Origin of the sequence: Porphyromonas gulae DSM 15663 (assembly GCF_000378065.1) — a bacterium.
GTDB classification, from domain to species: domain Bacteria; phylum Bacteroidota; class Bacteroidia; order Bacteroidales; family Porphyromonadaceae; genus Porphyromonas; species Porphyromonas gulae.
The window spans coordinates 1-23,714 of the sequence record NZ_KB899178.1; the positions used below are offsets into that span (position 1 = coordinate 1).

Annotated in this window: 18 protein-coding genes, 3 pseudogenes and 1 riboswitch; of the genes and pseudogenes, 8 read left to right on the plus strand and 13 right to left on the minus strand. The window is 45.6% G+C overall.

Annotated elements, in window-relative coordinates; genetic code table 11:
- The 4 genes and pseudogenes from F452_RS0109120 to F452_RS10905 all read left to right on the plus strand — a co-directional run.
- A pseudogene (locus F452_RS0109120) lies at positions 1–188 on the plus strand (elongation factor P); the annotation flags it as partial.
- 534 nt (positions 189–722) lie between these two features.
- Positions 723–1,229 (plus strand): HU family DNA-binding protein, encoded by a 507-nt coding sequence (locus F452_RS0109125; RefSeq protein ID WP_018965900.1) that lies wholly within the window; start codon positions 723–725, stop codon positions 1,227–1,229.
- Between the two features lie 290 nt (positions 1,230–1,519).
- Positions 1,520–2,386 (plus strand): GIY-YIG nuclease family protein, encoded by an 867-nt coding sequence (locus tag F452_RS0109130; RefSeq protein ID WP_018965901.1) that lies wholly within the window; start codon positions 1,520–1,522, stop codon positions 2,384–2,386.
- Between the two features lie 161 nt (positions 2,387–2,547).
- The gene (locus F452_RS10905; protein ID WP_018965902.1) at positions 2,548–3,228 is read left to right on the plus strand and encodes a hypothetical protein; all 681 of its coding nucleotides are present in this window, start codon (positions 2,548–2,550) and stop codon (positions 3,226–3,228) included.
- Here the strand turns inward: F452_RS10905 and F452_RS0109140 are convergent.
- Positions 3,215–4,891 carry a putative transporter gene (locus F452_RS0109140; RefSeq protein WP_018965903.1) on the minus strand — a complete coding sequence of 559 codons (1,677 nt, stop codon included), beginning with the start codon at positions 4,889–4,891 and terminating at the stop codon, positions 3,215–3,217. The two genes, F452_RS10905 and F452_RS0109140, sit on opposite strands and share 14 nt — an antisense overlap.
- 216 nt (positions 4,892–5,107) lie before the next feature.
- On the opposite strand from F452_RS0109140, the gene F452_RS0109145 reads away from it, so the two are divergent.
- From F452_RS0109145 to F452_RS0109155, 3 genes are all read left to right on the plus strand, one after another.
- Entirely contained in the window at positions 5,108–6,463 is a 1,356-nt protein-coding gene (locus tag F452_RS0109145) for a dipeptidase (RefSeq protein WP_018965904.1), read from the plus strand.
- 74 nt (positions 6,464–6,537) lie between these two features.
- On the plus strand, positions 6,538–7,812 hold the full coding sequence (locus F452_RS0109150) for an amidohydrolase (protein ID WP_018965905.1): 1,275 nt from the start codon (positions 6,538–6,540) through the stop codon (positions 7,810–7,812).
- 20 nt (positions 7,813–7,832) lie between these two features.
- Positions 7,833–8,654, plus strand: coding sequence for a purine nucleoside phosphorylase I, inosine and guanosine-specific (locus F452_RS0109155; protein ID WP_018965906.1), 822 nt, complete (start codon positions 7,833–7,835; stop codon positions 8,652–8,654).
- A gap of 532 nt (positions 8,655–9,186) precedes the next feature.
- Here F452_RS0109155 and F452_RS0109160 read toward each other — a convergent pair.
- The 7 genes and pseudogenes from F452_RS0109160 to F452_RS0109200 all read right to left on the minus strand — a co-directional run bounded on the left by F452_RS0109160 (position 9,187) and on the right by F452_RS0109200 (position 14,990).
- Positions 9,187–9,741 (minus strand): hypothetical protein, encoded by a 555-nt coding sequence (locus tag F452_RS0109160; RefSeq protein WP_244263774.1) that lies wholly within the window; start codon positions 9,739–9,741, stop codon positions 9,187–9,189.
- A 228-nt stretch (positions 9,742–9,969) separates the two neighbouring features.
- A pseudogene (locus F452_RS12450) lies at positions 9,970–10,511 on the minus strand (ATP-binding protein); the annotation flags it as partial.
- The gene (locus tag F452_RS11165; RefSeq protein WP_018965908.1) at positions 10,501–11,238 is read right to left on the minus strand and encodes a hypothetical protein; all 738 of its coding nucleotides are present in this window, start codon (positions 11,236–11,238) and stop codon (positions 10,501–10,503) included. The gene F452_RS11165 and the pseudogene F452_RS12450, both read right to left, overlap by 11 nt.
- Positions 11,219–12,373: an AAA family ATPase gene (locus F452_RS0109180; protein ID WP_018965909.1), complete on the minus strand. Its 1,155-nt coding sequence runs from the start codon at positions 12,371–12,373 to the stop codon at positions 11,219–11,221. Before F452_RS0109180 ends, F452_RS11165 begins: the two co-directional genes overlap by 20 nt.
- The gene (locus tag F452_RS0109185; protein ID WP_018965910.1) at positions 12,342–13,514 is read right to left on the minus strand and encodes a DUF262 domain-containing protein; all 1,173 of its coding nucleotides are present in this window, start codon (positions 13,512–13,514) and stop codon (positions 12,342–12,344) included. Before F452_RS0109185 ends, F452_RS0109180 begins: the two co-directional genes overlap by 32 nt.
- Positions 13,515–13,542: 28 nt before the next feature.
- A pseudogene (locus tag F452_RS10915) lies at positions 13,543–13,738 on the minus strand (transcriptional regulator).
- 745 nt (positions 13,739–14,483) lie between these two features.
- Positions 14,484–14,990, minus strand: a complete 507-nt coding sequence (locus tag F452_RS0109200) for a hypothetical protein (RefSeq protein ID WP_018965912.1) — start codon at positions 14,988–14,990, stop codon at positions 14,484–14,486.
- 683 nt (positions 14,991–15,673) lie between these two features.
- Between F452_RS0109200 and F452_RS0109205 the strand changes: the two genes are divergently transcribed.
- On the plus strand, positions 15,674–16,192 hold the full coding sequence (locus F452_RS0109205; protein ID WP_005874030.1) for an HU family DNA-binding protein: 519 nt from the start codon (positions 15,674–15,676) through the stop codon (positions 16,190–16,192).
- A 423-nt stretch (positions 16,193–16,615) separates the two neighbouring features.
- Here F452_RS0109205 and F452_RS0109215 read toward each other — a convergent pair whose 3' ends face one another.
- From F452_RS0109215 to F452_RS0109235, 5 genes are all read right to left on the minus strand, one after another.
- Positions 16,616–17,374 (minus strand): ABC transporter ATP-binding protein, encoded by a 759-nt coding sequence (locus tag F452_RS0109215; protein ID WP_018965915.1) that lies wholly within the window; start codon positions 17,372–17,374, stop codon positions 16,616–16,618.
- A 43-nt stretch (positions 17,375–17,417) separates the two neighbouring features.
- Positions 17,418–18,488, minus strand: a complete 1,071-nt coding sequence (locus F452_RS0109220) for an iron ABC transporter permease (RefSeq protein WP_018965916.1) — start codon at positions 18,486–18,488, stop codon at positions 17,418–17,420.
- Positions 18,485–19,624, minus strand: coding sequence for an ABC transporter substrate-binding protein (locus F452_RS0109225; RefSeq protein ID WP_018965917.1), 1,140 nt, complete (start codon positions 19,622–19,624; stop codon positions 18,485–18,487). The genes F452_RS0109220 and F452_RS0109225 overlap by 4 nt, the downstream gene beginning before the upstream one ends.
- A 117-nt stretch (positions 19,625–19,741) precedes the next feature.
- Positions 19,742–20,623: a sirohydrochlorin cobaltochelatase gene (locus F452_RS0109230; RefSeq protein WP_026292349.1), complete on the minus strand. Its 882-nt coding sequence runs from the start codon at positions 20,621–20,623 to the stop codon at positions 19,742–19,744.
- 27 nt (positions 20,624–20,650) lie between these two features.
- Positions 20,651–22,924: a TonB-dependent receptor gene (locus tag F452_RS0109235; RefSeq protein ID WP_018965919.1), complete on the minus strand. Its 2,274-nt coding sequence runs from the start codon at positions 22,922–22,924 to the stop codon at positions 20,651–20,653.
- A gap of 194 nt (positions 22,925–23,118) precedes the next feature.
- A riboswitch (cobalamin riboswitch) is annotated at positions 23,119–23,358 on the minus strand.
- Between the last annotated feature and the right edge of the window lie 356 nt (positions 23,359–23,714).

The window sequence follows — 23,714 nt, forward strand, 5'->3', positions numbered from 1 at the left end:
CTCCGCACGTTAAGCTGCGCGTGACCTACACCGAGCCGGGACTCAAGGGCGACACCGCCACCAACACGCTGAAGCCCGCTACCGTGGAGACGGGAGCAGAAGTACGCGTACCCCTCTTCATTCAGGAGGGAGAGCTCATCGAAGTGGATACCCGCGACGGCTCCTACATCGGTAGAATAAAAGAATAAAGCTGACAAGGGAACCTCTCCCACACGACAAAAAGCAAAGCACCCGCTCGGAGTTCGACAGGAACTTTGGCGGGTGCTTTGCTTTTTTATGCTTCCATGAAAGACGTCTTCGGCTTCTTTCCCCCATCGAATGGCTGACGATCTATATATAAAACGTTTTCGATTTATATATAAAATGAAAACGATTTATATATAAATGGAAATCGATTTATATACAAATCAAAAACGCTTTATATATAAATCATTCCGAGAGCTCCGAATAATCGGATTTCAGCCTTGCTTTTGCGCGAAACTAAAGTGCTACAAAGCCTTTATCGAAGAAACACAGAATCCGTTTTATATATAAAGCGTAAAGCACCCTTCGTTGTTGAAAACTTTTTCCCGCAAAACATTTGGACGATCGGATTCTTTATCCTTATCTTTGCAGTGCAAACAGAGAGAAGAGGATGGCGCCGAATCGATCTCTCGATTGCTATTATTAAATTAATGGACAGAAAAAGTCCGTATTATTAAATTTTAATTCTTTCAATTATTATGTTATTCTTCAAAAGAAGACAATCCTGTATTGCCCACAAGGCAACAGGTAAGAAGCTGTGGTATCCGCAGACAGTCATCAACGGCAGCACTGCCTCCACCCTGCACATCGCAGAACAAATCTCAGAACTTTCGGGAGCCAGCCGAGGCGATGTATTCGGTATCCTGCGCGATTTGGGCATCGTCATGCGTAGGGAATTGGCTTCGGGCAAGAAGATCAAGCTCGACGGCATCGGCTGTTTCCGTCTCATTGCACAGGCCAAAGGATCGGGAGTGGAGAAGAAAGAGGACGTGAAAGCCTCCCAATTCAACTCCGTTCGGGTCAATTTCAGGGCCGAGTGTCGTTACAATACGGTCACTCGCGAACGAGATTGTACGCTGATCGCTCCGGATCTGAAGTTCGCCGAGTACGGCAAGCCGCTTCCGCCGGCAGCTTCATCCGACACCGGCAATAGCAGCTCTCAAACCGGTGGTGGCGACCAGGGATCAGGCGGAGGAGGACTCTAATCCGACTACGATCCGGGTACCAATAGACAATCCACAAGACTAAACAACGAAAGGAGTGCGTCGATCCGAAAGATCCGGCGCACCCTTTGTATAGATTCAGATTTGACTCATAAACAATCAATCAGCGGATTTCATTCTCTTAAAATAAGTATATTCGCAAAATAAATAAGCTGATTACAAGTAAAATCAACTTTATCTTAGGTTAAAGCTCAAGGTAATTGAGTATACTCTGGGTTAGGATGACAACTATTTAGTTAAAGAAAATAAAAAAAACTTATTCACGCTAAAACATGGCAAAAAAATTCAAAATAGAACCTATTAACAAAAGGCATATGACACTACACGAAGCAATGGAAAAATTACTCAGAGAGGCTGGAGGAGGTATGACAAAAGATGAAATCGCAGAAGAATTAAATAAAAACAAGTGGTATCAGAAAAATGACTGTTCAGAAATTAGCCCAAAGCAAATTTCAGCGAGAGCAAGCAAACATCCAGAGATCTTCCATTGCAAAGGCGAAGAAATTTCTCTAGTTAATAGAAATAGAACACAACAATCCTCATCAAAAGAAGTATCAAAAGCTCCTAAAAATACAAAGCAGATCCACAGAAAAAATATAACATTAGTTGAAAAAGAGCTGCTAGACCAACTAAAAATTAAACTTGACAAAGGCATTGACATATCATCTGCACCTCAATCATCCGGCATATACTGTATACAAATCAAAGACAAAAATAGGCTCCCAGAACGATTTAATGAAATCCTGTCAGAGAGGAATCACAACATTCTTTATTTTGGCATTGCTAAAAACCTAAAAGAGCGATTAGAGCAAGAACTTTTTGCAAAGGGACATGGAACTTTTTTCAGGAGCTTAGGTGCATTACTGGGTTATAGGCCGGAAAAAGGATCATTAGTTGGGAAAAAGAACCAGAAGAATTACAGATTTCCAAAAAGAGATGAACAAAAAATCATAAAATGGATAATAAATAATCTGGCCGTAAATTGGGTAGAGCTGGAGGAAGATGTACTCCGTTCCATGGAAAAATGTTTAATAAAAAAACATCTACCCCTACTTAACCTCTCAAACAATCCGGCTAAAATTCAAATAATAGAAGAATCACGAGAAGAATGTATTAGAATAGCCAAATCAGAACCATAATAACAGTACACATAAAATTAAAAACTTACACAAAAAAAAAGAATTTCTTAATTGCATTTCAAATTCCGATCGAAATCAGCTAAGAGACAGAAGTTATTCTGACAGAGGCAACGAATAAATATGCAACACATTCTATAACATCGCATTTTCTTGAATATACTATGGAGATATTGAACCGACTTATTGGTGAACTCAAAGAAGCATTGCAGTACTTCAAACAAAGAACGAAGCATAAATACTACGGAGACCGATTCGAAGAATGGGTTGTAATGCATTCCAATATCAGCAAAGATGGTAATGGTATGTCGGGCACAGGTGGTACTCCTCCTTTTTGGAGATTGTTGGAATGGCGAGGAGATAAGTATGTCAATGGATACTATCCGGTATCCTCCTCAGCCCCGGATTTACTGCTGGAGTGCATCAGCAACGAGAGTAAAAAATACCTTCCCGGAGAGCTTATCGCCGTAGAATGCAAATGGCGCAGCACAGTAAATTTCTTCATTCCTAAGAGTGATGCCGAGAAATACGAAAAATATTTCCGTGCTAACAAGACGAGATACCGAGTCAAGCATCTGTTTTATCTTTTCGGCTTCGGATGGTCTGATAATGCGCCCGAAGCCGTATATATAATCCCATCCGCAGCATTGTACGAATACGATGAAAATACATTTGAAATAACGTTTCCAAATGGAGAATCAATTAAGGACAAAAAGATCCGGATGGAAGATTATAAGATGAAACGCAAGATTCTAATTTATACTGCTCCAGAAAACAGGAAACACCTATCTTACCAAACAAATTCTTCCGATACAAAGGAGAAAGGCGAGCCTACGCAAAGATGAGGATCATGATTTGTGCGAAGATGATGCGGACGAACATCGAAAGCGGATACACGGTGGCGTATGCCACAGAAGCTCCGTCACCTTTGAGCTGACTATTCACATAGTCGAGAGCCATCGGATTGGCTGTACTTCCGCATATCATACCAGCGGTACCATCGTACCTGTTGCGAAGCAACTTGATAGAAGCCCAACCGACCAATAGCGTAGGAAGCATCGTAATCAAAAAGCCCACTCCGACCCAAAGCAGACCATCCCCGTGGACAATGGTGTCGAAGAAATTGGCTCCACTGGCCAATCCAAGTCCTCCGAGATAGAGGATGATACCGAATTGGCGCAGGAGTAGATTGGCACTGTTGGTTACATAGGTGGTCAGGTGGAAGCGTGGCCCGAATGCTCCCATCAGAATACCGATAATGATAGGGCCACCGGCTAATCCCAACTTGATAGGCATGCTGACACCGGGCAGATAGAAAGGAATCATGCCGAAAACACATCCAAGGACAAGGCCTCCGAACAGAGTAGTCAAATGGGGATTGTCCAACTGTTTGACTTCATCACCCAAAATCTCGGCCACGCGCTCTACCGCCTTACCTTCGCCAACGACAGTCAGGCGGTCGCCCAACTGCAGATGAAGATCTCTATCCGGCAGCAATTCGACTCCGGCTCTGTCTACACGGCTGATATTGACGCCATACAGGTTGCGGATTTTCAGCATGCCGAGGCGTAAGCCGTTGAGCTTAGGACGAGTTATTACCAGCCTGCGTGATACGAGCTGCTTGTCCACACTGTTCCAGTCTATGTCGGGGCGGTTCCAATCTTTCATTTCCCTCCTGCCGAAGAGTATTTCGAGCTGTGAGGTATCCTCTTCACCGGAGACAGCGAGGATATGATCGCCCAGATAGAGGATCATATCGGAGGTAGGGATCTCGACTTTACCGTTGTGCCAGACCCGTGTAATAACGAAAGGACGCTTGAGCAGGAGTGCCACTTCGCGGACGCTCTTGCCATCCAAAGCAGGATTGCAGATTTCATACTCGGAGAAGAAAGCTTTGGGAGCCTCCGAATCGTCTCGTTCCTCGACCTTCGGCATCATAACTTTCAGCAAAGCCAACGCAATGATCACACCCACAACGCCCAAAGGATAAGTGACGGCACAGGCCAAAGCCATCTCGGCCATTTCGGCCGTGGCATCGGGATTGATCTGATGGAGGGTCGTTTGGGCTGCACCCAAAGCAGGAGTATTGGTAGTGGCACCGGCCACGATACCCATCAGATTGGGCATGGAAATGCCAAGGATATAATAAAGGAGGATGCACAGGAGGAATGTGACCAGGACTAATCCCAAGGAGATAAGATTTTGGGCAATCCCCCCCTTCTTGAGCGAAGGGAAAAAAGACGGGCCTACCTGCAAACCCAGCGCATAGACAAAGATTACAAGGCCGAAGTTCTGCGCAAAAGCGAGCATCACGGGATCGGTAGTAACGCCGAAATGAGAAGCCAAAATCCCGACAAAAAAGACGAAAGTGATGCCAAGCGAGATAGTGCCGATACGAAGCTTGCCCAACTGCAAGCCCAAAGCACATACGAGACTGAGGATAATGATCGTCTGCGTAACCGACGGCTCGAGGAAAACTTCGCGGAGCCAAAGAACTATTGTGTCCATAATCCTATGTGAAGAGAGACTTTCTATGCTATGAGTCGGCTGTACACACTACCCTCTTCATAATTAGAAAATGACTACCGATGAGGCAAAATCCTAAAATCTTTGGCCATTAATAATCCCGAATCGGATAGGGTTATAAACCGGCTATTAATTAGTTTGTGCAAATGTATATGAAAAGTTCCTATCTTTGACGGGAACGAAAAATCAATCATAATCATGAATATCAGAGACTATATCCGCGAAAATGAGGCACGCTTTCTGGAAGATCTTTTTGCCCTGATTCGCATCCCCTCGGTGAGTGCAAAAAGCGAACATAAACCCGATATGCAGCGTTGTGCCGAACACTGGCGCGACCATCTCCTACAGGTAGGGGCACAGAAAGCAGAAGTATTCCAGACACCGGGCAATCCGGTCGTCTATGCGGAACGAATAATAGACCCGAAAGCCAAAACCATACTCGTCTATGCACATTACGACGTGATGCCTCCCGAGCCTTTGGAGCTTTGGAAGAGCGAACCGTTCGAGCCGGTAATCCGTGACGGCCATATCTGGGCGCGCGGAGCCGACGATGACAAAGGGCAGGGCATGATCCAGGTGAAAGGATTCGAGACGGCTTTGGCTCTGGGTTTGGTACAGTGCAATGTGAAGTTCCTCTTCGAAGGTGAGGAGGAGATAGGCTCTACCAATCTGGAAGCATTCTGCCGCGCACACAAGGAGATGCTATCGGCGGATGTGATCATCGTATCCGATACGAGCATGGTAAGTGCCGAGACCCCATCACTGACGACCGGTCTGCGCGGACTGGCATATTGGGAAATGGAGGTGACCGGCCCCAACAGGGATTTGCACTCCGGACACTTCGGAGGTGCCGTGGCCAATCCGATAAACGAGCTATGCAAACTCATTGCAGGCATCGTGGACGAGAACGGCCGTATCACGATCCCCCATTTCTACGATGATGTAGTACCGCTATCGGATGAAGAGCGTCGAATGATCGCACAGGTACCTTTCTCCGAAGAAAAATACTGCCAGGCACTGGACATAGACGCCGTATTTGGGGAAGTCGGATACAGCACACTCGAGCGGAACAGCTGTCGCCCGTCATTCGACGTTTGCGGCATCTGGGGTGGCTATACGGGAGAAGGTGCCAAAACGGTATTGCCTTCGAAGGCTTACGCCAAAGTATCGTCACGATTGGTGGCCAATCAGGATCACGAGAAAATATCCCAAATGTTCATCGACTACATCCGGTCGGTGGCACCTAAGCATATCAAAGTGAAGGTGACTCCTCTGCATGGAGGGGAAGCATACCTCTGCCCTATCGATTTACCGGCCTATAAAGCAGCCGAAGAGGCATGTACCATCGCTTTCGGCAAACGACCGCTTGCCGTTCGTCGGGGTGGTAGCATTCCTATCATTGCTACGTTCGAGAAAGTATTGGGACTGAAAACCGTGCTGATGGGATTCGGATTGGAAAGCAACGCCATTCACTCGCCGAACGAGAATATGCCGCTGGACATCTTCCGTAAGGGAATCGAATCGGTAGCCGAGTTCTACCGCATATACAAGTAAGAAAAAACCGTAGAGGGTGCATACAGGGCGAAAGGAAATCCTGTTGCACCCTCTTTCATTAAAAGAATACTGCATTGGGCATATTGATAAAACAGGCAGTGCTGGAAGGTATCCGTCAGGATATTAGGATCGAGGGCAACCGTATTGTGGAGGTTGCTCCGGCGATTGGCTGTCATGCCGATGAAATTATAGATGCCTCTTCCATGGCCGTTATACCCGGGTTGCAAAACTGTCATACCCATTCGGCCATGACTATCTTCCGGGGCTACGGCGATGACCTGAGACTGATGGATTGGCTTGAGAACTGGATATGGCCGGTGGAAGCACAGATGACAGAGGAAGATGTCTACTGGGGTTCGAAATTGGCCTGTCTGGAGATGATCAAGAGCGGCACGACAGCTTTCCTCGATATGTATGCTCATACCCTTGCCACAGCACGAGCTGTGGAGGAGATGGGATTACGTGCCGTACTGTCGTCCACGCTCTTCGACAGAGGAGATCAGGAACGTGCCCGTATTGACCGAGAGCGTTGCTACAGTCTGCACGAAGAATTCCACTCCTATAGCGACAGGATCCAATTTTCCGTAGGGCCTCATGCCATTTATACCGTAAGCGGAGAGCAATTACAATTCTGCCATTGCTTTGCGAATGAGAAAAATGTGCTGATACACCTACACCTGTCCGAGACAGAAGGAGAAGTCCGGGACTGCATCGCCAAGTTCGGTACCACTCCCGTCAGGTATCTACACAAACTGGGTGTACTATCGCCCCGGTTAATCTTGGCTCATAGCATCTGGCTGGATGATGAGGAAATGGACTTGCTGGCCGCTCACGGCTGTAAGGTGGTACACAATCCTGCATCGAATATGAAATTAGCTTCCGGCTATCGCTTCCACTATGACGAGATGCGCAAGCGCGGAATAGTCATAGGACTTGGTACCGATGGATGCTCCTCCTCCAACAATTTGGATATGGTCATTGCCATGAAGCTGGCCGCCTTTCTCGGCAAAGCCTGGCGTTCGGATGCTACGGCAGTGAAAGCAACGGATATATACGAAAGTGCTACAATAGATGGAGCCAGAATCATGGGAACGGATGCCGGAGTCATAGCTCCGGGACGCTTGGCAGATCTGTGTCTGGTACGTCTGGACATTCCGGAGATGACTCCCTGCCACAACTTCATATCCAACTTGGTTTATTCTGCCAACGGCAGTGCAGTGGATACGACTATTGTAGATGGGAAGATCCTGATGCGCGGACGTAAAGTACCCGGAGAGGAAGCCATATTGGCAGGTGCTGCCGAGGCAGCATACAGACTGATGGCCAAGGCCCACAAAAAACACGAATGAAAATATAAACATATCACATAATGAAACTCCAAGAACAGCATTACCACGAGGCAGCATCTTTCCTGTCCTCTCGTCTGCCGGGCGATGCCAAAACGGCTATAATACTGGGTAGCGGCTTAGGTGAACTGGCCGAGAAAATCGAAGACAAGACCGTCATCCCCTACCACGAGATACCGCATTTCGCTCAGGCTACGGCTGTAGGGCACAAGGGTAATATCATCGGAGGGATCTTAGGCGGCACTCCTGTCGTTGCCATGCAGGGTCGCTTCCATTATTACGAAGGATATTCGATGGATCAGGTGACGTTCCCCATCAGGGTTATGAAGCTATTGGGCATAGAAAATCTTTTCGTGTCGAATGCTGCCGGTGGCATCAACACCTCCTTCCAGGTGGGAGACCTGATGATCATTCGCGATCATATCAACAACCTGCCCAATCCGTTGATCGGGCCTAATATGGATATGTTCGGCGTTCGCTTCCCGGATATGACACGAGCTTATGACCGAGAGTTCATCGCTAAAGCCAAAGGCATAGCTCAAGAACTGAATATCCCGGTCAAAGAAGGTGTGTATGTGGGTCTTACAGGCCCTTCCTACGAAACGCCTGCCGAATACAAGTTCTGGGGACAAGTGGGTGGCGATGCCATCGGTATGAGTACGGTACCGGAAGTAATCGTAGCACGCCATACGGGTATTCGCGTTTTCGGAATGTCCGTAATCACGAATGAAGGCTACCACTTTGCCGACGACTTCGTCAATGATGAGCAAGATGTGATCCGTGCAGCCAATGCCGCATCCGAAAAGATGGGAGCGATCTTTGCTCGACTGATCGCTGCTGTTTGAAAAATGATCTGAGTCTGAAAGAGACAAAGAAGAAAGCTTTATCCTTTGCACCGATAAAGCTCTAACGACAAAGGCCATTCGAAAGATAGGCTCTCCTTGCTTACAAAGGGGGGCCTATTTTATTTTCACTCCTATCACCAACGGTTCCAACCGATTAGGGAAACTCTCTTAAAGGGACAAAAAGGTGCTGTAAAAGACAAGGTTACAACCGATAAAGACCTGCATAAAAAATACGAGAGCGAAACGTCTCACGACGGCTCGCTCTCCAATTAACCTTAAAATCTAATACCATGAAAAACACACTACAAATATAATACTTTATGCTAAACAACATATTATTCAGGGCAAAAACATGCACATTTACGTTTATTTAACGTTTTGAAAAGATAATATAGAATCGTAAATCTCCTCTTTGGGACAAGATAAAAACTGATCTCTGCTATCGATACCGGCATGAATAGTTCCCTCTTAAACTCCATCAACAAGCTGACTTCAATTCAGTTACAGTTCTTTTTCTTCCGGGCTGACTGCCTTATCTTTGAGGATTCTTCTTGTTTGCGTCTTTAGCTTTCTTCAAATGCTGTCCGAAAATACTCTCCCAATCTTCTTTCGTTATCGGGAGAAGGCCTTCACGTTTGAATATGGCTATCAGAGCATCGAAGTTTGCTTTGAAATCAGGATTTTCCCAATCTTTAGGCACAAATCCGGCACATTGATTTTCGAAATGAACATCGCCAAAATTATATTCTCCGGACATTTTCGCCTCTCGCTCTGCATCTGTCGATTCTGAAGCAAATCTGTAAAAGGATTCGATTATTACATACTCAACAGCTTTTTTGCCTGCATATCCTTTCTTGATATACTCGGTCGCAGGGCAAACTCTAAAGAAGAAGCCTTCATATATACCCTCGAAATAGAGATCTTCATGCAACGTAAAGCCATGCAGATCCAGAAAAGCATACTGATCTGACATCAACTTCTTTATTTGCTTCTTGCGCTTGTAGTATTCTTCGGAAGTAAATCCTACACCGATCCATAGTACAATGACAAAGACCCAAATCATCAAGCCGAAGAGCAAGGAGTTCAACAAGTTCTGCTTTGTCAATGCGGCCAGGAACACAAATAATCCGAGAAAAAAGCCTCCTCTAAAAGCTGTATTCCAATAAGACTTCAAGCTTCCTTTTCTAATCACAGGTACTTCATTCATTTTTTCTATTACATCTTTTCTTCAAATAAATACATACTGATTTACAACAAAGAGGCCAAGTATGCAGTATAAACTTTCAAATGCGATAGCCCTGCCATCAAGTGTAATACCGATAGATCGAGAACTCTTTTGAGTAATTTCTGGCTTTGCCAGAATAGCTGCTAAAATCCTTTCTTGGGTAGTTTTGGATGTTTCTCCTCCAAAGCTTTCCTCAAAGTATTTTTGAGAAACATTCTCAACTACTCGAAAAGCCGTAAGCAATGAAAAATCAAAAGAGGCTTGCTCGTTACCGTTTTCTTTCAACTCCTTCTGAACTCGATAGGCTCCACGGCTAAATCGGTTTACATAGCCCAATACTTTCATTGCTTCAGCAATAAAGGGGTCGCAATAATCGCTCACATTTGGGAAATTATCAGGATTGACCTTGCCATATAATCCACCAGGGTTTTGAATCTCGATACGGTCCGGTCGTCGTACTCATAAAACTGAATAGGTGCATTCCCCTCGAAGTCCTTGTGCATGATAGAATTCATCAATAACCCTCGGGTAGCCCAATATGGATACTTGGAAACCGCTTCTTCCCGAAGTACACTTACGGGAATAGGACGCTTTTGTGAGATACTTGTCTCGACAAAAACATCATTGTAGGGTTCTCCCATTTACTTTCTTACCAGGATCTATAACTCCATCCATATTTGCAGTTCCAATATGTTGCCCATTTTTGTCAAACACCTCATAATGGTTCTTATGCAAATTGTCTAAATACCAATAATAACCCGTACCAATTTCCCTATAAACATTTTGCCCTTGAACAATTCTTCCGTCTTTTTGAAAGCGAGTGCCATCTTTTAGAGAGAACTGACATATAATTCCTCTCTGATGTAAAACATTTGAGAAATGTCCCACATTGAAGAGGTTGTCAAGAACAATCTCTGCAGTACCATTCTCTAAAATAGAGAGTGTTCTTTCTCCAAACAGGTCACTATCTCTGAATGAGACTATTATCTTATCTCGCTCACAAGCTTCTGCAACGGATTGGTTACAAACATTGTTTCCTCTGTATATATAAATGCAATTTGCCGAGTGCAGACGAGTATTTTCCCAATAAGGTTCAGCAAATAAGGGCGAGACGAATTGTCGCTTGATCTTTTTTAAACCCGGGTATTGTCTTGACAAATTTCCAACAAGAATACTATGTATAGTATCTGTTTTTGTAACTTTTGATAAATAAAATTGTTCGCTCTTGTAAATAGTAGCATTGAAAAGGTTTTGTATTTCATCAAGGACCTCTATTAAAGATGGGAGTATTTCTTCTACAAATATTTCCCTAGAGGCGTATTGACTTGATAACGAAAGCTCATTCAGAAGTATGTCCATAGCTTTTTAATTCTAAGCCAAGTAAAGCATCCAAGTCATCGTCAAACTGGTCGAAAAAACCTTTTCTAGGATTTAAGATTCTACCGTTTTCAGAGAAATCAATTTCGGTATGTATCGATACATTGGCATCGTCCAACTCCAGAAAATGCACTTTTACCTTTCCTCTTTCTATTCTATTTTGAGCCACCGCCTTAAGCACCCCATTAAATAAATGATCACTGTGCGTCTCTACTACCACTTGTACTCCACTTTGAGCAACTAATGCTATTAATTCTGCAAGCTTCGATTGTCCTCTTGGATGAAGGTGGGCTTCGGGGTTCTCTATAAGAAGAAGAGCTCCAGGCTTCGCAGAGAGCAGTGCTACTACGATAGATAAGGAGTAGGATATACCATACCCTACATTTTTTGATTGTAAGTTTTCCAAGGGTCTGCTACCTTCTCTTTCGCTCCGATAACCATATGCAATACTTATATTATCTTCTTTTTGAATAGGATGTATTGTGATACGCGGACTTATTTCTCGTTCCCAAGCAATCGTTTGATCTAAAAGTTTTCTACTGGTGGTTGAGGGATGTAATAAGAGATCTGATGTAATATCAAAGTCTCTGTTTTCCCCATAAAAGGAAAGAAAGTGTCCTACTAATTCTCCTTGACCATATTCCAAAGAAAGTTGTCTCTCTGTTTCGACTGCGTATGTATCAATCGGGTATTGATTCAAGTTAGCCCATCGAGAGGAACTTAGATATTGGAAGTCATTTGTAAACAAGGGAAACTCTCGCCAGCTATCTGACAATCTTATTGGCTCATCAGCGGGTATAAAGGTGTCCTCATACTTGTTTTTAGTATTGAATGAGAATGTAAAAGTTTCATCAGTTTCTATTGTGAAAGAAATTATTTCACTTTTGCTGGCACGATACAATGCATCTTTTGCTTTCCCTATATCGCATAGAGGTGCATTGAGATCTAATCCTTTCTCTAGTCTATTTTTTTTAAAGCTTTGACGTAGCAGTAATAGAGCTTGAAGGATAGATGATTTCCCAGAACTATTAATTCCTGTAAGCAGGGTTAAAGGAGCAAACGGAAGATCCGTATTGTGATGAGCCTTAAAGTCGGATATCTTCAATCTTGTTATCATTGCTAATTTTAATTTTTACACCTTCAATACTTTTATTTAAAACCTGTTGAAACCATGAAAAGCGAATATTAACGCTATCTTTTGTCCCTGTTCCTCTTGATAGAGAATTACTATATCTATCATTTGACATCAAAGTCATGAGGTTCTCTTTGAAGAGATCTTTATGATTTAATAACTCTCTTTTATTTTGATCTGAAAGTTTTGCGAATAGAACTGTAATTACTTCAAAATAAGCCTTGTTTATAGGTCGTCGTTTTTCCCTTGAATCAGTCCTTTTTCTGAAAGCATCTTCTCGAAATATTTCGTAAGCTAAATTCAGAGACGCCTTAAAATCGCGCTCTATCAATTGAGCTTCTTTTTTTTCCAGCAATTCCATACTAGAATTAATAAAGTCATCTAGGCCAGGTTGATATTCTGAATAATCAATCAAGTAAAATGCAACAAAACGGCTAACAAAATCTCTGTCTTCCATCCTTTTTGTTGGTATTCTTTTACCTGTAGCCTGAACAAACTCTTGTAATTTTGCCATGTTTTTTATGGTGTCAGCGGCATATCCTTGATATACAGCATTACGTATTTCTTGTGGTTTGAGCTCTAATCCCCCAGTATTGAGACGTTTAAATAAAATAAACCGAATACTTCTAGGGGCTTTTTTTATCAAATTAATGGTAATCGGACGAGTAATAATACTACGCTGTAGCTCTCTGTCTAAATCATCAAACCCAAGCCCCTCTAAATACTTTTTACCATCTTTTTCCGCTAAAAACTCTAAGCTTTGCAACCTAAGTGCTTTTTTGACACAGAAATTTTCTATGGCGCAACACCTCTGAAGACCATCAATAATGTCCCACTGTTTGTTTGCTGTATCAAAATAAAAGGCAGGCAGTGGTAATCCTAACAAAACAGATTCGATCAATCTACTTTGCTGTTCCTCTGTCCACAAATTACCTTCTCTTTGAAAGTCGGTGTTCATATTGATTTCACCATGCTCCATTCTGTCAATCAAATATCCAACAGTAAAGGGAGGAGTCTCAATTTCAATATCATTGGGATTAAAGGGGTGGGTAATTGTCCCATCCTGTCCTGATGAGGTATCCTCTATTTCTATATCCTCATTTTCGTGGATTTCCTCTATACTCATAATTTTTCACTATTGATAAAAAAACGACTTACTGTTTTGCCTTCTTGATTAAATTCTTTATATCCACTTCCAATATCTCTGCTATCTGGAAGTGGGTTTTGAGGCTTGGTTGGCGTCGTATTGCAGATATCGGAATTGACAATACTGAAACTCTTGCCGAATTTTTCAGCAGGCCATGTTTGCTTGACACCTTTCTCCTCAAGCATTTCTTGGATTCGATTCATTTGTTTACCTATCACGTTCAATATCCAACAATAACACAAAGATACGAAATGAAATAGCACACAAAAAGGGAATGAGCAGGGCAATCGCATTTGAACTGTTAACACACTTATAAACCTAACGATTGCTACGTTCGGTTATTAAAACAAGTGCGAATTAATGTGCTAGAGTCCCAAATTATAGAAGAAAGAGGCCAAGGATACAGTATAAACTTTCAAATGCGATAGCCCTGAGGGAATGAGGATTTATTTTTCATTCCTTTAAATCTTTTCAATTAGCACAGGAAAAGAGTCTTTATTCCTGTTATTTTATGGACTCTGACTGCTTCTGAAGTTCGTTAGCCTACGATCTATTCATTGCGCATGTTGTACGGATTCTCTTCGGCTATACCTTCAATTTTCGCCTCGATGGCTTGTAGTGTTTTTTCTCGGCATCCATCCTTCCAACTTCTCAAAGGTGGCTTCTATTCCTTTCACGACTATTTTAGACCTATTGACCGAAAAATCCTCCTCAAAAGCTACATTTCAACAAGACTTCAAGCGTCCTTTTCTAATCACAGGTACTTCATTCATTTTTTTCTGTTGTTTTTTCGATTTCTATTTTCTTCTATGTACTTATCTTAATTTTCTATGGAATTACTTCTATTTTTTCGATACTTATGACAAGGACAATAGCAACATTTCTTTTCTACCAGACAAAAAGTTTGCTCAGTAAAACACGACAGCTTGATCAACTTCGATGCAATCATTATTTATCGCTTGGTCGCTGAAGATTTGCAAAAGGCAATTTAGAATATTCCGATTCAAAATCCCAAAGAAGTTGGTTCTTAATTTCTTCCGGATCTTCATCCTTCATTTCTTTCCAACAAATAACAAGCTCTTCCGAATGATTAATTTGCCACAAATACCTCCCTCCCCAATGGCCTGTATTCTCTCCTTGTCCAAATCGCAGAAGCTCATCGATTCTTTCATATAATGTGCGATCCTCTGATTTACTTCCTGTCTGGCCCACATAAAGTACTAACGTATCCTCAATCCATTTGGCTTTAAGTTTATCAATACTCACATTAGGATTACCTTTGGTGTGTCCGCCTGTTCCTGTTTCCAAGAATTTAACATCCATATCTCGGGGTTTCAACACAAGATAAACACCTTTCTTTTTGGGGATACGTGAACTGTTTTCGCGAAGGTCTTTTACACTTTCGAGGCCCTTGAAACCGTCTTTTTTGATTTCCTCGATGTCGTTGAAATTCATCTTACTCCTTTCTTTACGTTTAGTTTCATTGATTTGATCTTTTAATTTGATTCAAATATAACAACTTTTCAAAAAAATTGCACGAAATCATTCCTTAACGTACTTATTACAAAGATCTTATCTACATACTACCGCTACAGAAAAAAAAGCAAACAAACACTTAAAGACACAAGCAGTACTATAGACCTCGTAGGGGACTCTTCTTGGAGAGCGGCTGTAAGATATATCGGGGAAGCTGAGACCGAAAGGAAAGGTGGCCTCTATCGGGGTACCCTATTTCGACACTATATATATAAGGTATAGGATGCAGGATTGGGGGAGGTGTTCCGAGCGTTTCGGACAAGGGGCGGAGGCTTCTCTTGGGACTGAAAAAACCATGCTAAAACAAGACCGAAATCAAACTATATACTTTGGCAAAACTAAACTATATAGTTTGGTCTCGCCAAACTATATAGTTTGATCAGACCGATTTTTTAGCCCGATTTATGCCGATTAAAAAGAAAAGTTTTTGGAAAATTTTAGCCGAAAAGCATAAAACGCAATACACTCATTCACAGCGGATTACAAAATAATTATGGAAAACTTTTCAACAATGAAGGTCCCTGCTATTGTCCGTAAAGAAAAAACGATACACTTTTGTGCGCCGCGATATTGCGGCCATAACTTTTTAATCTATTTTAATTATGATTGGATATGTATCCAAGCAATCAAAAGTTGCCAATAAAGATGGCAAAAGAGTGTGGTATCCTCAGACTGTGGCTTCGGGCCGCGTCATCGATACCAAAAGAGTAGCACGCGAACTTGCTGCACGTTCGGGTGCATCCGAGGGGGATGTACATGGCATCCTGCATGACTTGGGACTCGTGCTGCGGGACTATCTCTCCACAGGGGCGCGTGTGGTGTTGGACGGAGTAGGCTCCTTCCGGATCACAGCCAACGCACGCGGCAAGGGTGTGGAGAAGAAAGAGGATGTATCGCCTCGTCAGTTCAACAGCATCCGTGTGGCTTTCTATCCGGAGAAACGGGTGAATCAGTCCACTCACACTACCAACGTGACGCTGATCGACCCCAATCTACGGTTCGTCTACGTGAAGAATCCGAAAGATGCGGCAGGCAACGCCTCTTCACAGACGAATACGCCCGACAGCCCTACACCGCCGAACGGTGGTGGCGAACAGGGTTCGCAGGGTGGCGGATTGTAGCGACCGGCATGTGATCGATAAGCACTTCGGGACAGAGATCTCCCGTAATGCTTGACGGTTTGTCACAGTAGCCGTCCGGTATTATCAGCAAAAGTATTCGGGGCAGGCTATATATCCGCCCACAGTCCGATCTTTCGGAAAAAGATATAATACTGATTGACTACTGTGGCAAACCTGAAAAAAGGGTGTGTCAGGACGGGACGTTTTGGCACACTCTTTTTCCATTTTACAGACATGGCTCTTGTGATATAAGTCGGCCTTGCATACACGACGGCAGGCCAAACGACATGAATTTCTATACCGAAAGGAACTATCCATCGGTGCATTATAGCCGAAAGAGGGAAGAGAAGAGGGAGGATCGGGCTGTCCGAATAGCTTTGATCAGGGGGTGGAGAGCTATCGGATTATACACCGGAGAGCATGCTATACCGGCTCGAATGTGGGGGAAGAATGGGCATAGCCGAAATAATCTTCGAGCGCAGAGGCCAAAGATGCCGGCGTACCCTCACGGAAAGGACGCTCCTTGTCCAGCAGCCAAATGCGATCGGCCATGGGCAAGATGGCATCGAGATCATGAGTGGAGAGGAAGATAGTCCTACCGGTATCGTGGGCCAGGCTGCGAAGGAGGCGCAGCAGTTCCATCTTGCTGGGATAGTCGAGGAAGGCCGTCGGTTCGTCGAGGAAGATGATCGGTGTCTGCTGTGCCAAGGCTTTTGCGATGACTACTTTTTGCCTCTCCCCATCGCTGAGCGTAGTCAGTTCGCGATTGATCAGCGGAGCGATTCCCACACGTTCTACGGCTTCTGCCACGAGCTTTCTGTCCCCTTTCTGCAATCTGCCCCAGAATCCGGTATAAGGGCTACGCCCCAATGCGACGAGTTCGCCTGCCGTCATCCCGGCAATCCGGCAATTATCGGTCAGCACTACGCCTATACGCTTGGCTATTTCTATCTCTTTATAGCTATCCAGTGACCGCCCCAGTAGATGTATTTGCCCAGACAGGGGCTTCATGAATCCTGCCATCGTGCGCATGAGCGTACTCTTGCCGGCACCGTTCACACCGAGCAGAGCGGTCAATTGTCCGGCATGGAGATGAGCTTCCACGCCGGATGCCACGATGCGGTCTCCGGATTTGGTTCGATACCCGATAGCAAGCCGGCTCAGCTCTATTGATTTCTCCATTGATAATAACGTTTGCGGATGGGGATTGCGGAGGCCGTTGGTCTCAGTCGGTTTCTTCCTTGAAGCGTCTGCGCCGGAACAATACGGTGACGATAATAGGTGCTCCCACCAAAGCCGTTACGGAATTGACGGGCAAAGCTCCCTCAAATCCCGGCATACGGGCAATGATATTGCAGAAAAGGGCCAGAGCACTTCCGATCAAACAGGTAGCAGGCATCAGGATCCGATGATCTGATGTGTGAAAGATAACGCGTGCCAAGTGTGGCACGGCCATCCCCAAAAAGCCGATAGGACCGCAATAGGCTGTGACGGCAGCGATCAGCAGCCCGGCGGAAGAGATCACGAGCAGCCGTGCCCGACGAGTATTGAGGCCCAGATTGCGCGCGTAGCTTTCTCCCAGCAATAAGAGATTCAACTGCTTGACAAGGAGCATGCCGGCCGGAATGAAGATCAACATCAGGATGACAAAGAAACTCAGCTGCGAATCCGTGGCACGGGAAAAGCTGCCCAAACCCCAAATTACGTATGCCCGAATATCCTCTTCGATACTGAAAAACTTGAATACCCCGATGACGGCAGTGGCCACATATCCGATCATAACGCCGATAATGAGCAGCGTAACGTGGCTGCGCACCTTGGTGCTGACAAAAACGATCAGCCCCATCACGGCCAGCGAACCTACTGCAGCGGCTATGTTCATGGCTACCTCGCCCATATAGCCCAGGCTGCTCAATGCCACTCCTCCGAGCGAGCCGCTCAGCAGGACGACCAAAGCAACGCCCAAGCTGGCTCCGGAGCTGATGCCGAGAACGGACGGCCCGGCCAAAGGATTGCGAAAGACGGTCTGCATCTGCAAGCCGCTAACGGACAGGCCTGCACCGGCAAAAGCAGCCGTGAGAGCTTCGGGCAGGCGGGACTTCCACAGGATATTGTAGTGCACGAGTGCTTCTCCTCCTTCGGGACGATCCGAAAAAAGATGTCGGAAGATCTCGCTCATCGGAATAGCCACCGAGCCGAGGAAGAGATTGACCCCGAAGAGAATGAGTACGGCTCCTCCCAGCGCGGCCAGAATACCTGCGACAGATATTGTACGTAAGTGGCTGACGGATGTCATCGGAGCAAATAATAGAAATGCGGTTGGTGGTCGGGAAGCAGTCCGGGGTGCAAGATAGCGATAAGATCGGCCAGCACCCAATCGGGATGCATGGGCATGAGTTCGTAGAAGGCTGTTTCTCTCAGGTTGCAGTAGATCACGCCTTTTTCCTTGAATGCCCTGAAGTCGGCATATCGGCTGTCTTCGGCTTTCAATGCTTCGTAGCCGAACTTCCCGGGATAGCTGTTGAGGATTCGCCAGTAGCGAGCCGAATCGGATCGGCTGTAGACCGTCTCGAAGTCGAGAGAGACACCGCCGGATCGCTGATCGTCTTTCAGGAAATACTCGCCTCCGGCATCGCGTATCTGCTGTGCCAGATAGCTCTTGCCCCCGACGGCGTACCAGTTGCCTCCGCGCATCTCTCCGCTAAAGACGATCGGCCGATCGGTCACTTCATCGGCATATCCGGTCAAAGCATGGTAGCACGTTTCTATCTCCGAAAAGAAACGACAAGCCTTGTCGTACTGTCCCGTAAGAAGGCCGATGAGCTTCACCCACTCTGCCTGACCGAGAGGCGTCAGCTCTTTATAGCCTAAATGGGGTATCAAGGGTACGGATACCTGCTCCAACACATCGTATCCCCCACGCTTGAAAGGGGAAATCAGGATCAAATCCGGCTGCAACGACATGACTACCTCGCGATCGAAATTTCCCTCGATACCTATTTTCTGCGTGCGACCGTCTTGGAGCTGTGCCTTCATGACAGAGTCCCTCAAATATCTGGTACTGGATATTCCTGCCACCAAGGGCTGTGCTTCCAGAGCAATAAAATTGGAAAGCTGGAGCGTAGTCATACACACCACCCTCTCTACCGGTATCGTCACGGCTGTATATCCTTCAGGAATGGCCGGATGAGTCCCTTTCGGTACCAAAGCGAAGCGATATTCCTTGTGCGACTCCTGCTGCGGATCTTCGATGGAAAGAAGATAACATCCTTCGCCGGCATCAAGGCGGAAACCCTCTGCATACCGTGGGCGCAGGCTATCGGAGGATATGGAGGAGGTTGCCTTTTGCTCTTGGGTACGGGTACGATTGCAGCCGGCCGCTATCAGAAAGAGAATAGCCGACAAAAAGAGTGTGACAGAATATCGTCTCATCGGTTTGTTTGGGTGGAAAAGAAAGAGCACTCATCGAGAAATCGGCAAGTCCTTTTTCTCGATAAGTGCTCTCGTAGACTTAATTGCTTGATCGTCTCATTGCATATCCGCCCGTCCTTAGCGAGCAGAGGCGGCTTTCATATGCTTGAGCCAGATATTACGGATCTCTTCTATATCTCCAAGAGCTGAAAAATTGCCATTGTCCAGCTTGTCTATAGAGACCGTGTAGCCAGCATTGGTCAGCAACGTCTTCCAGCTATCGTCCTCATCTCCGGCCATATCATTCGTAGCATGGTCGCCTGCCACACTCATCAGCGGCATCATTGTTACGGCCGTGGCACCGGTTTCTTTCAGTTCGGCAATAACATCTTCGATGGAAGGATCGGACTCGACGGTTCCGACGATCATAAACTTGCTATAGTTCTTCATGATCTTATTGATACGACCATATCTGTCATTGGCAGCATGCTCGGTACCGTGTCCCATGAATACGACAGCTTCCCCTTTCTCTATTGTCTGCTGAAAACGCTTGTGCAAGATCTCTGCCACCTCGCGCATATCTTCATCAGTATCGAAGAGTGGAGTCCCTATCTTCACCGTAATGTCGGTATGTGCTGCCTTGAACTTATTGACAAAGTCGAGCATCTCATCATATTCTCTACCGGAAATCACATGAAGACTCTGCACATTGATCTTCTTATAACCCAGACGGGCCAATTTCTCCAAAGCCTCATCCGGAGCATCGATATAGATACCCTGCTGAGCCAGTATCTTTCGGATAATAGAAGACGTATATGTCCAGCTTATCTTTTGATCGGGATAAGCTGCGGCAAAAGTCTTCTCGATCTTCGCATAGGTTTCGCGCGGAGCTTTATAGGAGCTACCGAACGTCACCAAAAGAGTTGCCTCTCCTTTGTTCTCCAAATCCTTGTTGTTGTTCGAACAAGAGAGCATGGCAATAGCCATAAGTCCCAAAGTCGCTAAAATCAGTCTTCTCATCACTGTTGTTAATTAATTTGTGAGACATTAGTTATTGAATCGAATCGCTATCTGAGCAAAGAAAGTACGCCCCGGCGTTACCGTAGCATAATTGACACCCATAGGGCGATCGTCCACATAGTCGAAGAGATTGTCTATACCCAGCGTTCCGTCCAGTATGATGTGACGGAAATGGGTGAAACGATGTGAGGTGGAGAGTCGCCACAAGGTATAGTCCGGAGCATTGCCGTCTTTGTAGAAACGCTCGCTCTGGATACGGCCGAAGAGGCTCAGGCCGAGTCTGTACTTACCCCAGTAGTGTGCCCAATCGGCATGCACATTGGCACGATGGCGAGCAGCTCCTTCCAGCCACTCATTCGTCTCCAGATTCTTAGCTTCCACGAGGCTGTATCCGGCTCCCAGCTTGATGCCCCAGCCGATAGAGGCATCGCACAGGACATCAAGTCCTCGGCTGCGGGCTTTTCCTACGTTGGTATACTGTTTGGTTTTCTTGATTCCCTGAGCTGCGTGCTCCGGCAAGGTCGGTATATCCACATAGGCAATCAGATTGCGAAGTTCATTGTCATAAACCGTCGCACTGAGTGAGATAGGGCCTTGATTGTACTCCAAGCCCAAAGCATAATAGTCCGACATCTGAGGCTTAAGGTCGGCATTGCCGAGATAGAGATTGTGCGAACCCATGGTGCTGAGTTCGTTCCGAGCAAAAAGCTCTTTCAGCGTGGGAGTCTTATAGCCGTTGGCATACGTAGCGCGGAAGTTCAGCGGCCCATACTTGGCGAGCATGGACACCTTAGGCGTCATTCGTGTACCGAACTCCTGATGGTGTACCAGACGAAAACCAGCTGTCATATTGAACCAATCGAGCGGTTTCCATTCGTCCTGCACATAAGCAGAGAGTGTGGAAGCGTCTGCCTTGTCGGTAATCAGATTATAGGGAGAGATCAATTCCTCACGGAAATACTCCAAACCGCCGGTCAGTTTCTGCGCATAAGGCAGTGTAAAGATACCGCGAGCCTCCATCGTGTATCGGATCTGATCGTTTTTTTTGCGCAGCTGACCCGGGAAGAATGTCGGTTGCTCGGTCTGACCTTGATTGTTGATCAGGCTCTCGCTGCTGTCCTTGTCGTGATACAAATATCCAAAACGGAAGCGATCATAGACGGCATCGAAAGAAAGTGTATGCAGTCCATTGGGGAAAAGATAGTTGGTACCGAGCGAAGCGGTCAAAGCACGATAATCCAAATCGTAGGTCTTCTTCTCGGAAAAGGTCGGAGTGAAGATCTGACGCTTGTTGTACTGTACATTTCCCGTAAAGCTCAGATTGTTCGTTGCATAATAGGAAAGCGATTGGCTTATGCCCTGATTTTCCTGCGCACGGAAAGTCTTCTTATACGTTTCCTCCAAGATCAGTTCGCCGGATCCTTTCTTCTTTTTCATTTCGAGCGGACTATTCTGCCAGCCATCTGTATGGTAGAAGAAATAGTTGGTATTGCTGCTCAGCTTACCGATGTTTATATCGAGCGAAGTATTGGTCTGCCTATCGTTGTACTTCGATATGCGATGCGAGGTGTATGCACTCAGCCGATTCGTATTCTTCTTCGTGATCACATTGATTACCCCTGCGATGGCATCGGATCCGTAGAGCGAGCTCGAAGCCCCTTTCACCAGCTCGATCCGTTCGATCTGATCAGGAGATATACGACTCAAATCGGCCTGACCGCCTACGTCGCCGTACACGCGCTTACCATCGATAAGAACGAGGATATACTTGCTGCTAAGGCCGTTCAGCTGCATGAAAGACCCCATCAGATTAGGGCCGAAGTCAAAGGAAGGACTCAGTCCCTGCAATAAGGTCTCGGAAGTGGGAGCCGAGAAAGAAGCTATTTCCTTAGCCGTCAGCACTTCCGTTGCCACAGGCGCATCGGCCAAGCGATAACGTGTACCGGTACCGGTAACGACGACTTCCTCCAAGTTGTTTGTGCGCAGTCGCAGCGCGAAAGAGATCGTTTTGGTCTGTCCGGCTTCGATGGCAACCACCTCCTCTTTCTGTCCATAACCGCCGAACGAACAGATAATAGTATGCTGACCCACAGGCAGGTTCTTGATCTCGAAATGTCCGCCGGCATCGGCACCGGCTACTATATTGGTGTGTTTGACTTCGATTCGGGCACCGGCAAGGGGTTCTCCGGTTTCGGCATCCGACACATTACCGGTTAAAACGGCTTTGCTCTGAGCCAACAAAGAAGACGGCAACAGAGCAATAAGAGAAATAATCGCAAAAAGGATAGTTTTTGTCCGCATAACTGTTACTAAAAATGTCACATAAGAGCGGGACAAGGATACTGCAAAGAAAAGGCCATCGGAACCGAAAAACCCTGAAAACTGCCGAATGACTCATTGCGCTCAACCTACCTAAGCCATGAAATAAGCAAGGGCGAGCAATAAATCGACAGCATACTTCTTTTCTAAACGCTCCTCAATCCCTGGAGTTCTATTAGAACAAATCTACTCAAGCAGGTCTTCTGGCTCAGCTCCTTATCGGGTCTTGGTCGGCCTTCCCATAGCGGGCTACCCTTTACTACAGTGACCATCGCGATTGACCATCCACCCTATCGCTCCTCATTCGGAGAAGTGACTTCGAAGCATTACAGCTGAGGGCTCAGCTCCGGAATTGCACCGGATTCCCTTGCACCGTCTTCATGAAAGAAACGGTTACTTCAGTCTTTTCAAAGGCAAAAGTATAGCTTTTATATGAATGTATTAGTCCTCACAAGATGGGCTAGATGATATATACAGAAAATGCCGGCTGCCGGAAAGGTTAATTCTGATTGAAATTTAGAGACCGTTGCACGGCACTTTGCGTCTTTTAGGGGTTGTGGTTGTTGTATATATCACTGATAAATAGCATATTTACACATAATTAACTGTATCAACATGGCAACTAAACCAACCGAACCGGCTCCCGGCTTTCTACAAGTATATACTCAGGTTCGTGTCGCGACCGGATGAAGCACTCCTTTCTCCGCCAAATCAATGCTTGTGTTGATTGGCGAGGTATCCGCACCCTGCTGAACAAGAAGTACACCAAGAC

Coding starts and splice junctions, on each gene's coding strand:
- F452_RS0109155 (WP_018965906.1), top strand. CDS start 7,833: ATGAAACTCCAAGAACAGCATTACCACGAGGCAGCATCTTTCCTGTCC.
- F452_RS0109145 (WP_018965904.1), top strand. CDS start 5,108: ATGAATATCAGAGACTATATCCGCGAAAATGAGGCACGCTTTCTGGAA.
- F452_RS0109180 (WP_018965909.1), bottom strand. CDS start 12,373: ATGATAACAAGATTGAAGATATCCGACTTTAAGGCTCATCACAATACG.
- F452_RS0109215 (WP_018965915.1), bottom strand. CDS start 17,374: ATGGAGAAATCAATAGAGCTGAGCCGGCTTGCTATCGGGTATCGAACC.
- F452_RS0109125 (WP_018965900.1), top strand. CDS start 723: ATGTTATTCTTCAAAAGAAGACAATCCTGTATTGCCCACAAGGCAACA.
- F452_RS0109235 (WP_018965919.1), bottom strand. CDS start 22,924: ATGCGGACAAAAACTATCCTTTTTGCGATTATTTCTCTTATTGCTCTG.
- F452_RS0109185 (WP_018965910.1), bottom strand. CDS start 13,514: ATGAGTATAGAGGAAATCCACGAAAATGAGGATATAGAAATAGAGGAT.
- F452_RS0109200 (WP_018965912.1), bottom strand. CDS start 14,990: ATGAATTTCAACGACATCGAGGAAATCAAAAAAGACGGTTTCAAGGGC.
- F452_RS10905 (WP_018965902.1), top strand. CDS start 2,548: ATGGAGATATTGAACCGACTTATTGGTGAACTCAAAGAAGCATTGCAG.
- F452_RS0109220 (WP_018965916.1), bottom strand. CDS start 18,488: ATGACATCCGTCAGCCACTTACGTACAATATCTGTCGCAGGTATTCTG.
- F452_RS0109140 (WP_018965903.1), bottom strand. CDS start 4,891: ATGGACACAATAGTTCTTTGGCTCCGCGAAGTTTTCCTCGAGCCGTCG.
- F452_RS11165 (WP_018965908.1), bottom strand. CDS start 11,238: ATGGACATACTTCTGAATGAGCTTTCGTTATCAAGTCAATACGCCTCT.
- F452_RS0109225 (WP_018965917.1), bottom strand. CDS start 19,624: ATGAGACGATATTCTGTCACACTCTTTTTGTCGGCTATTCTCTTTCTG.
- F452_RS0109130 (WP_018965901.1), top strand. CDS start 1,520: ATGGCAAAAAAATTCAAAATAGAACCTATTAACAAAAGGCATATGACA.
- F452_RS0109205 (WP_005874030.1), top strand. CDS start 15,674: ATGATTGGATATGTATCCAAGCAATCAAAAGTTGCCAATAAAGATGGC.
- F452_RS0109230 (WP_026292349.1), bottom strand. CDS start 20,623: ATGAGAAGACTGATTTTAGCGACTTTGGGACTTATGGCTATTGCCATG.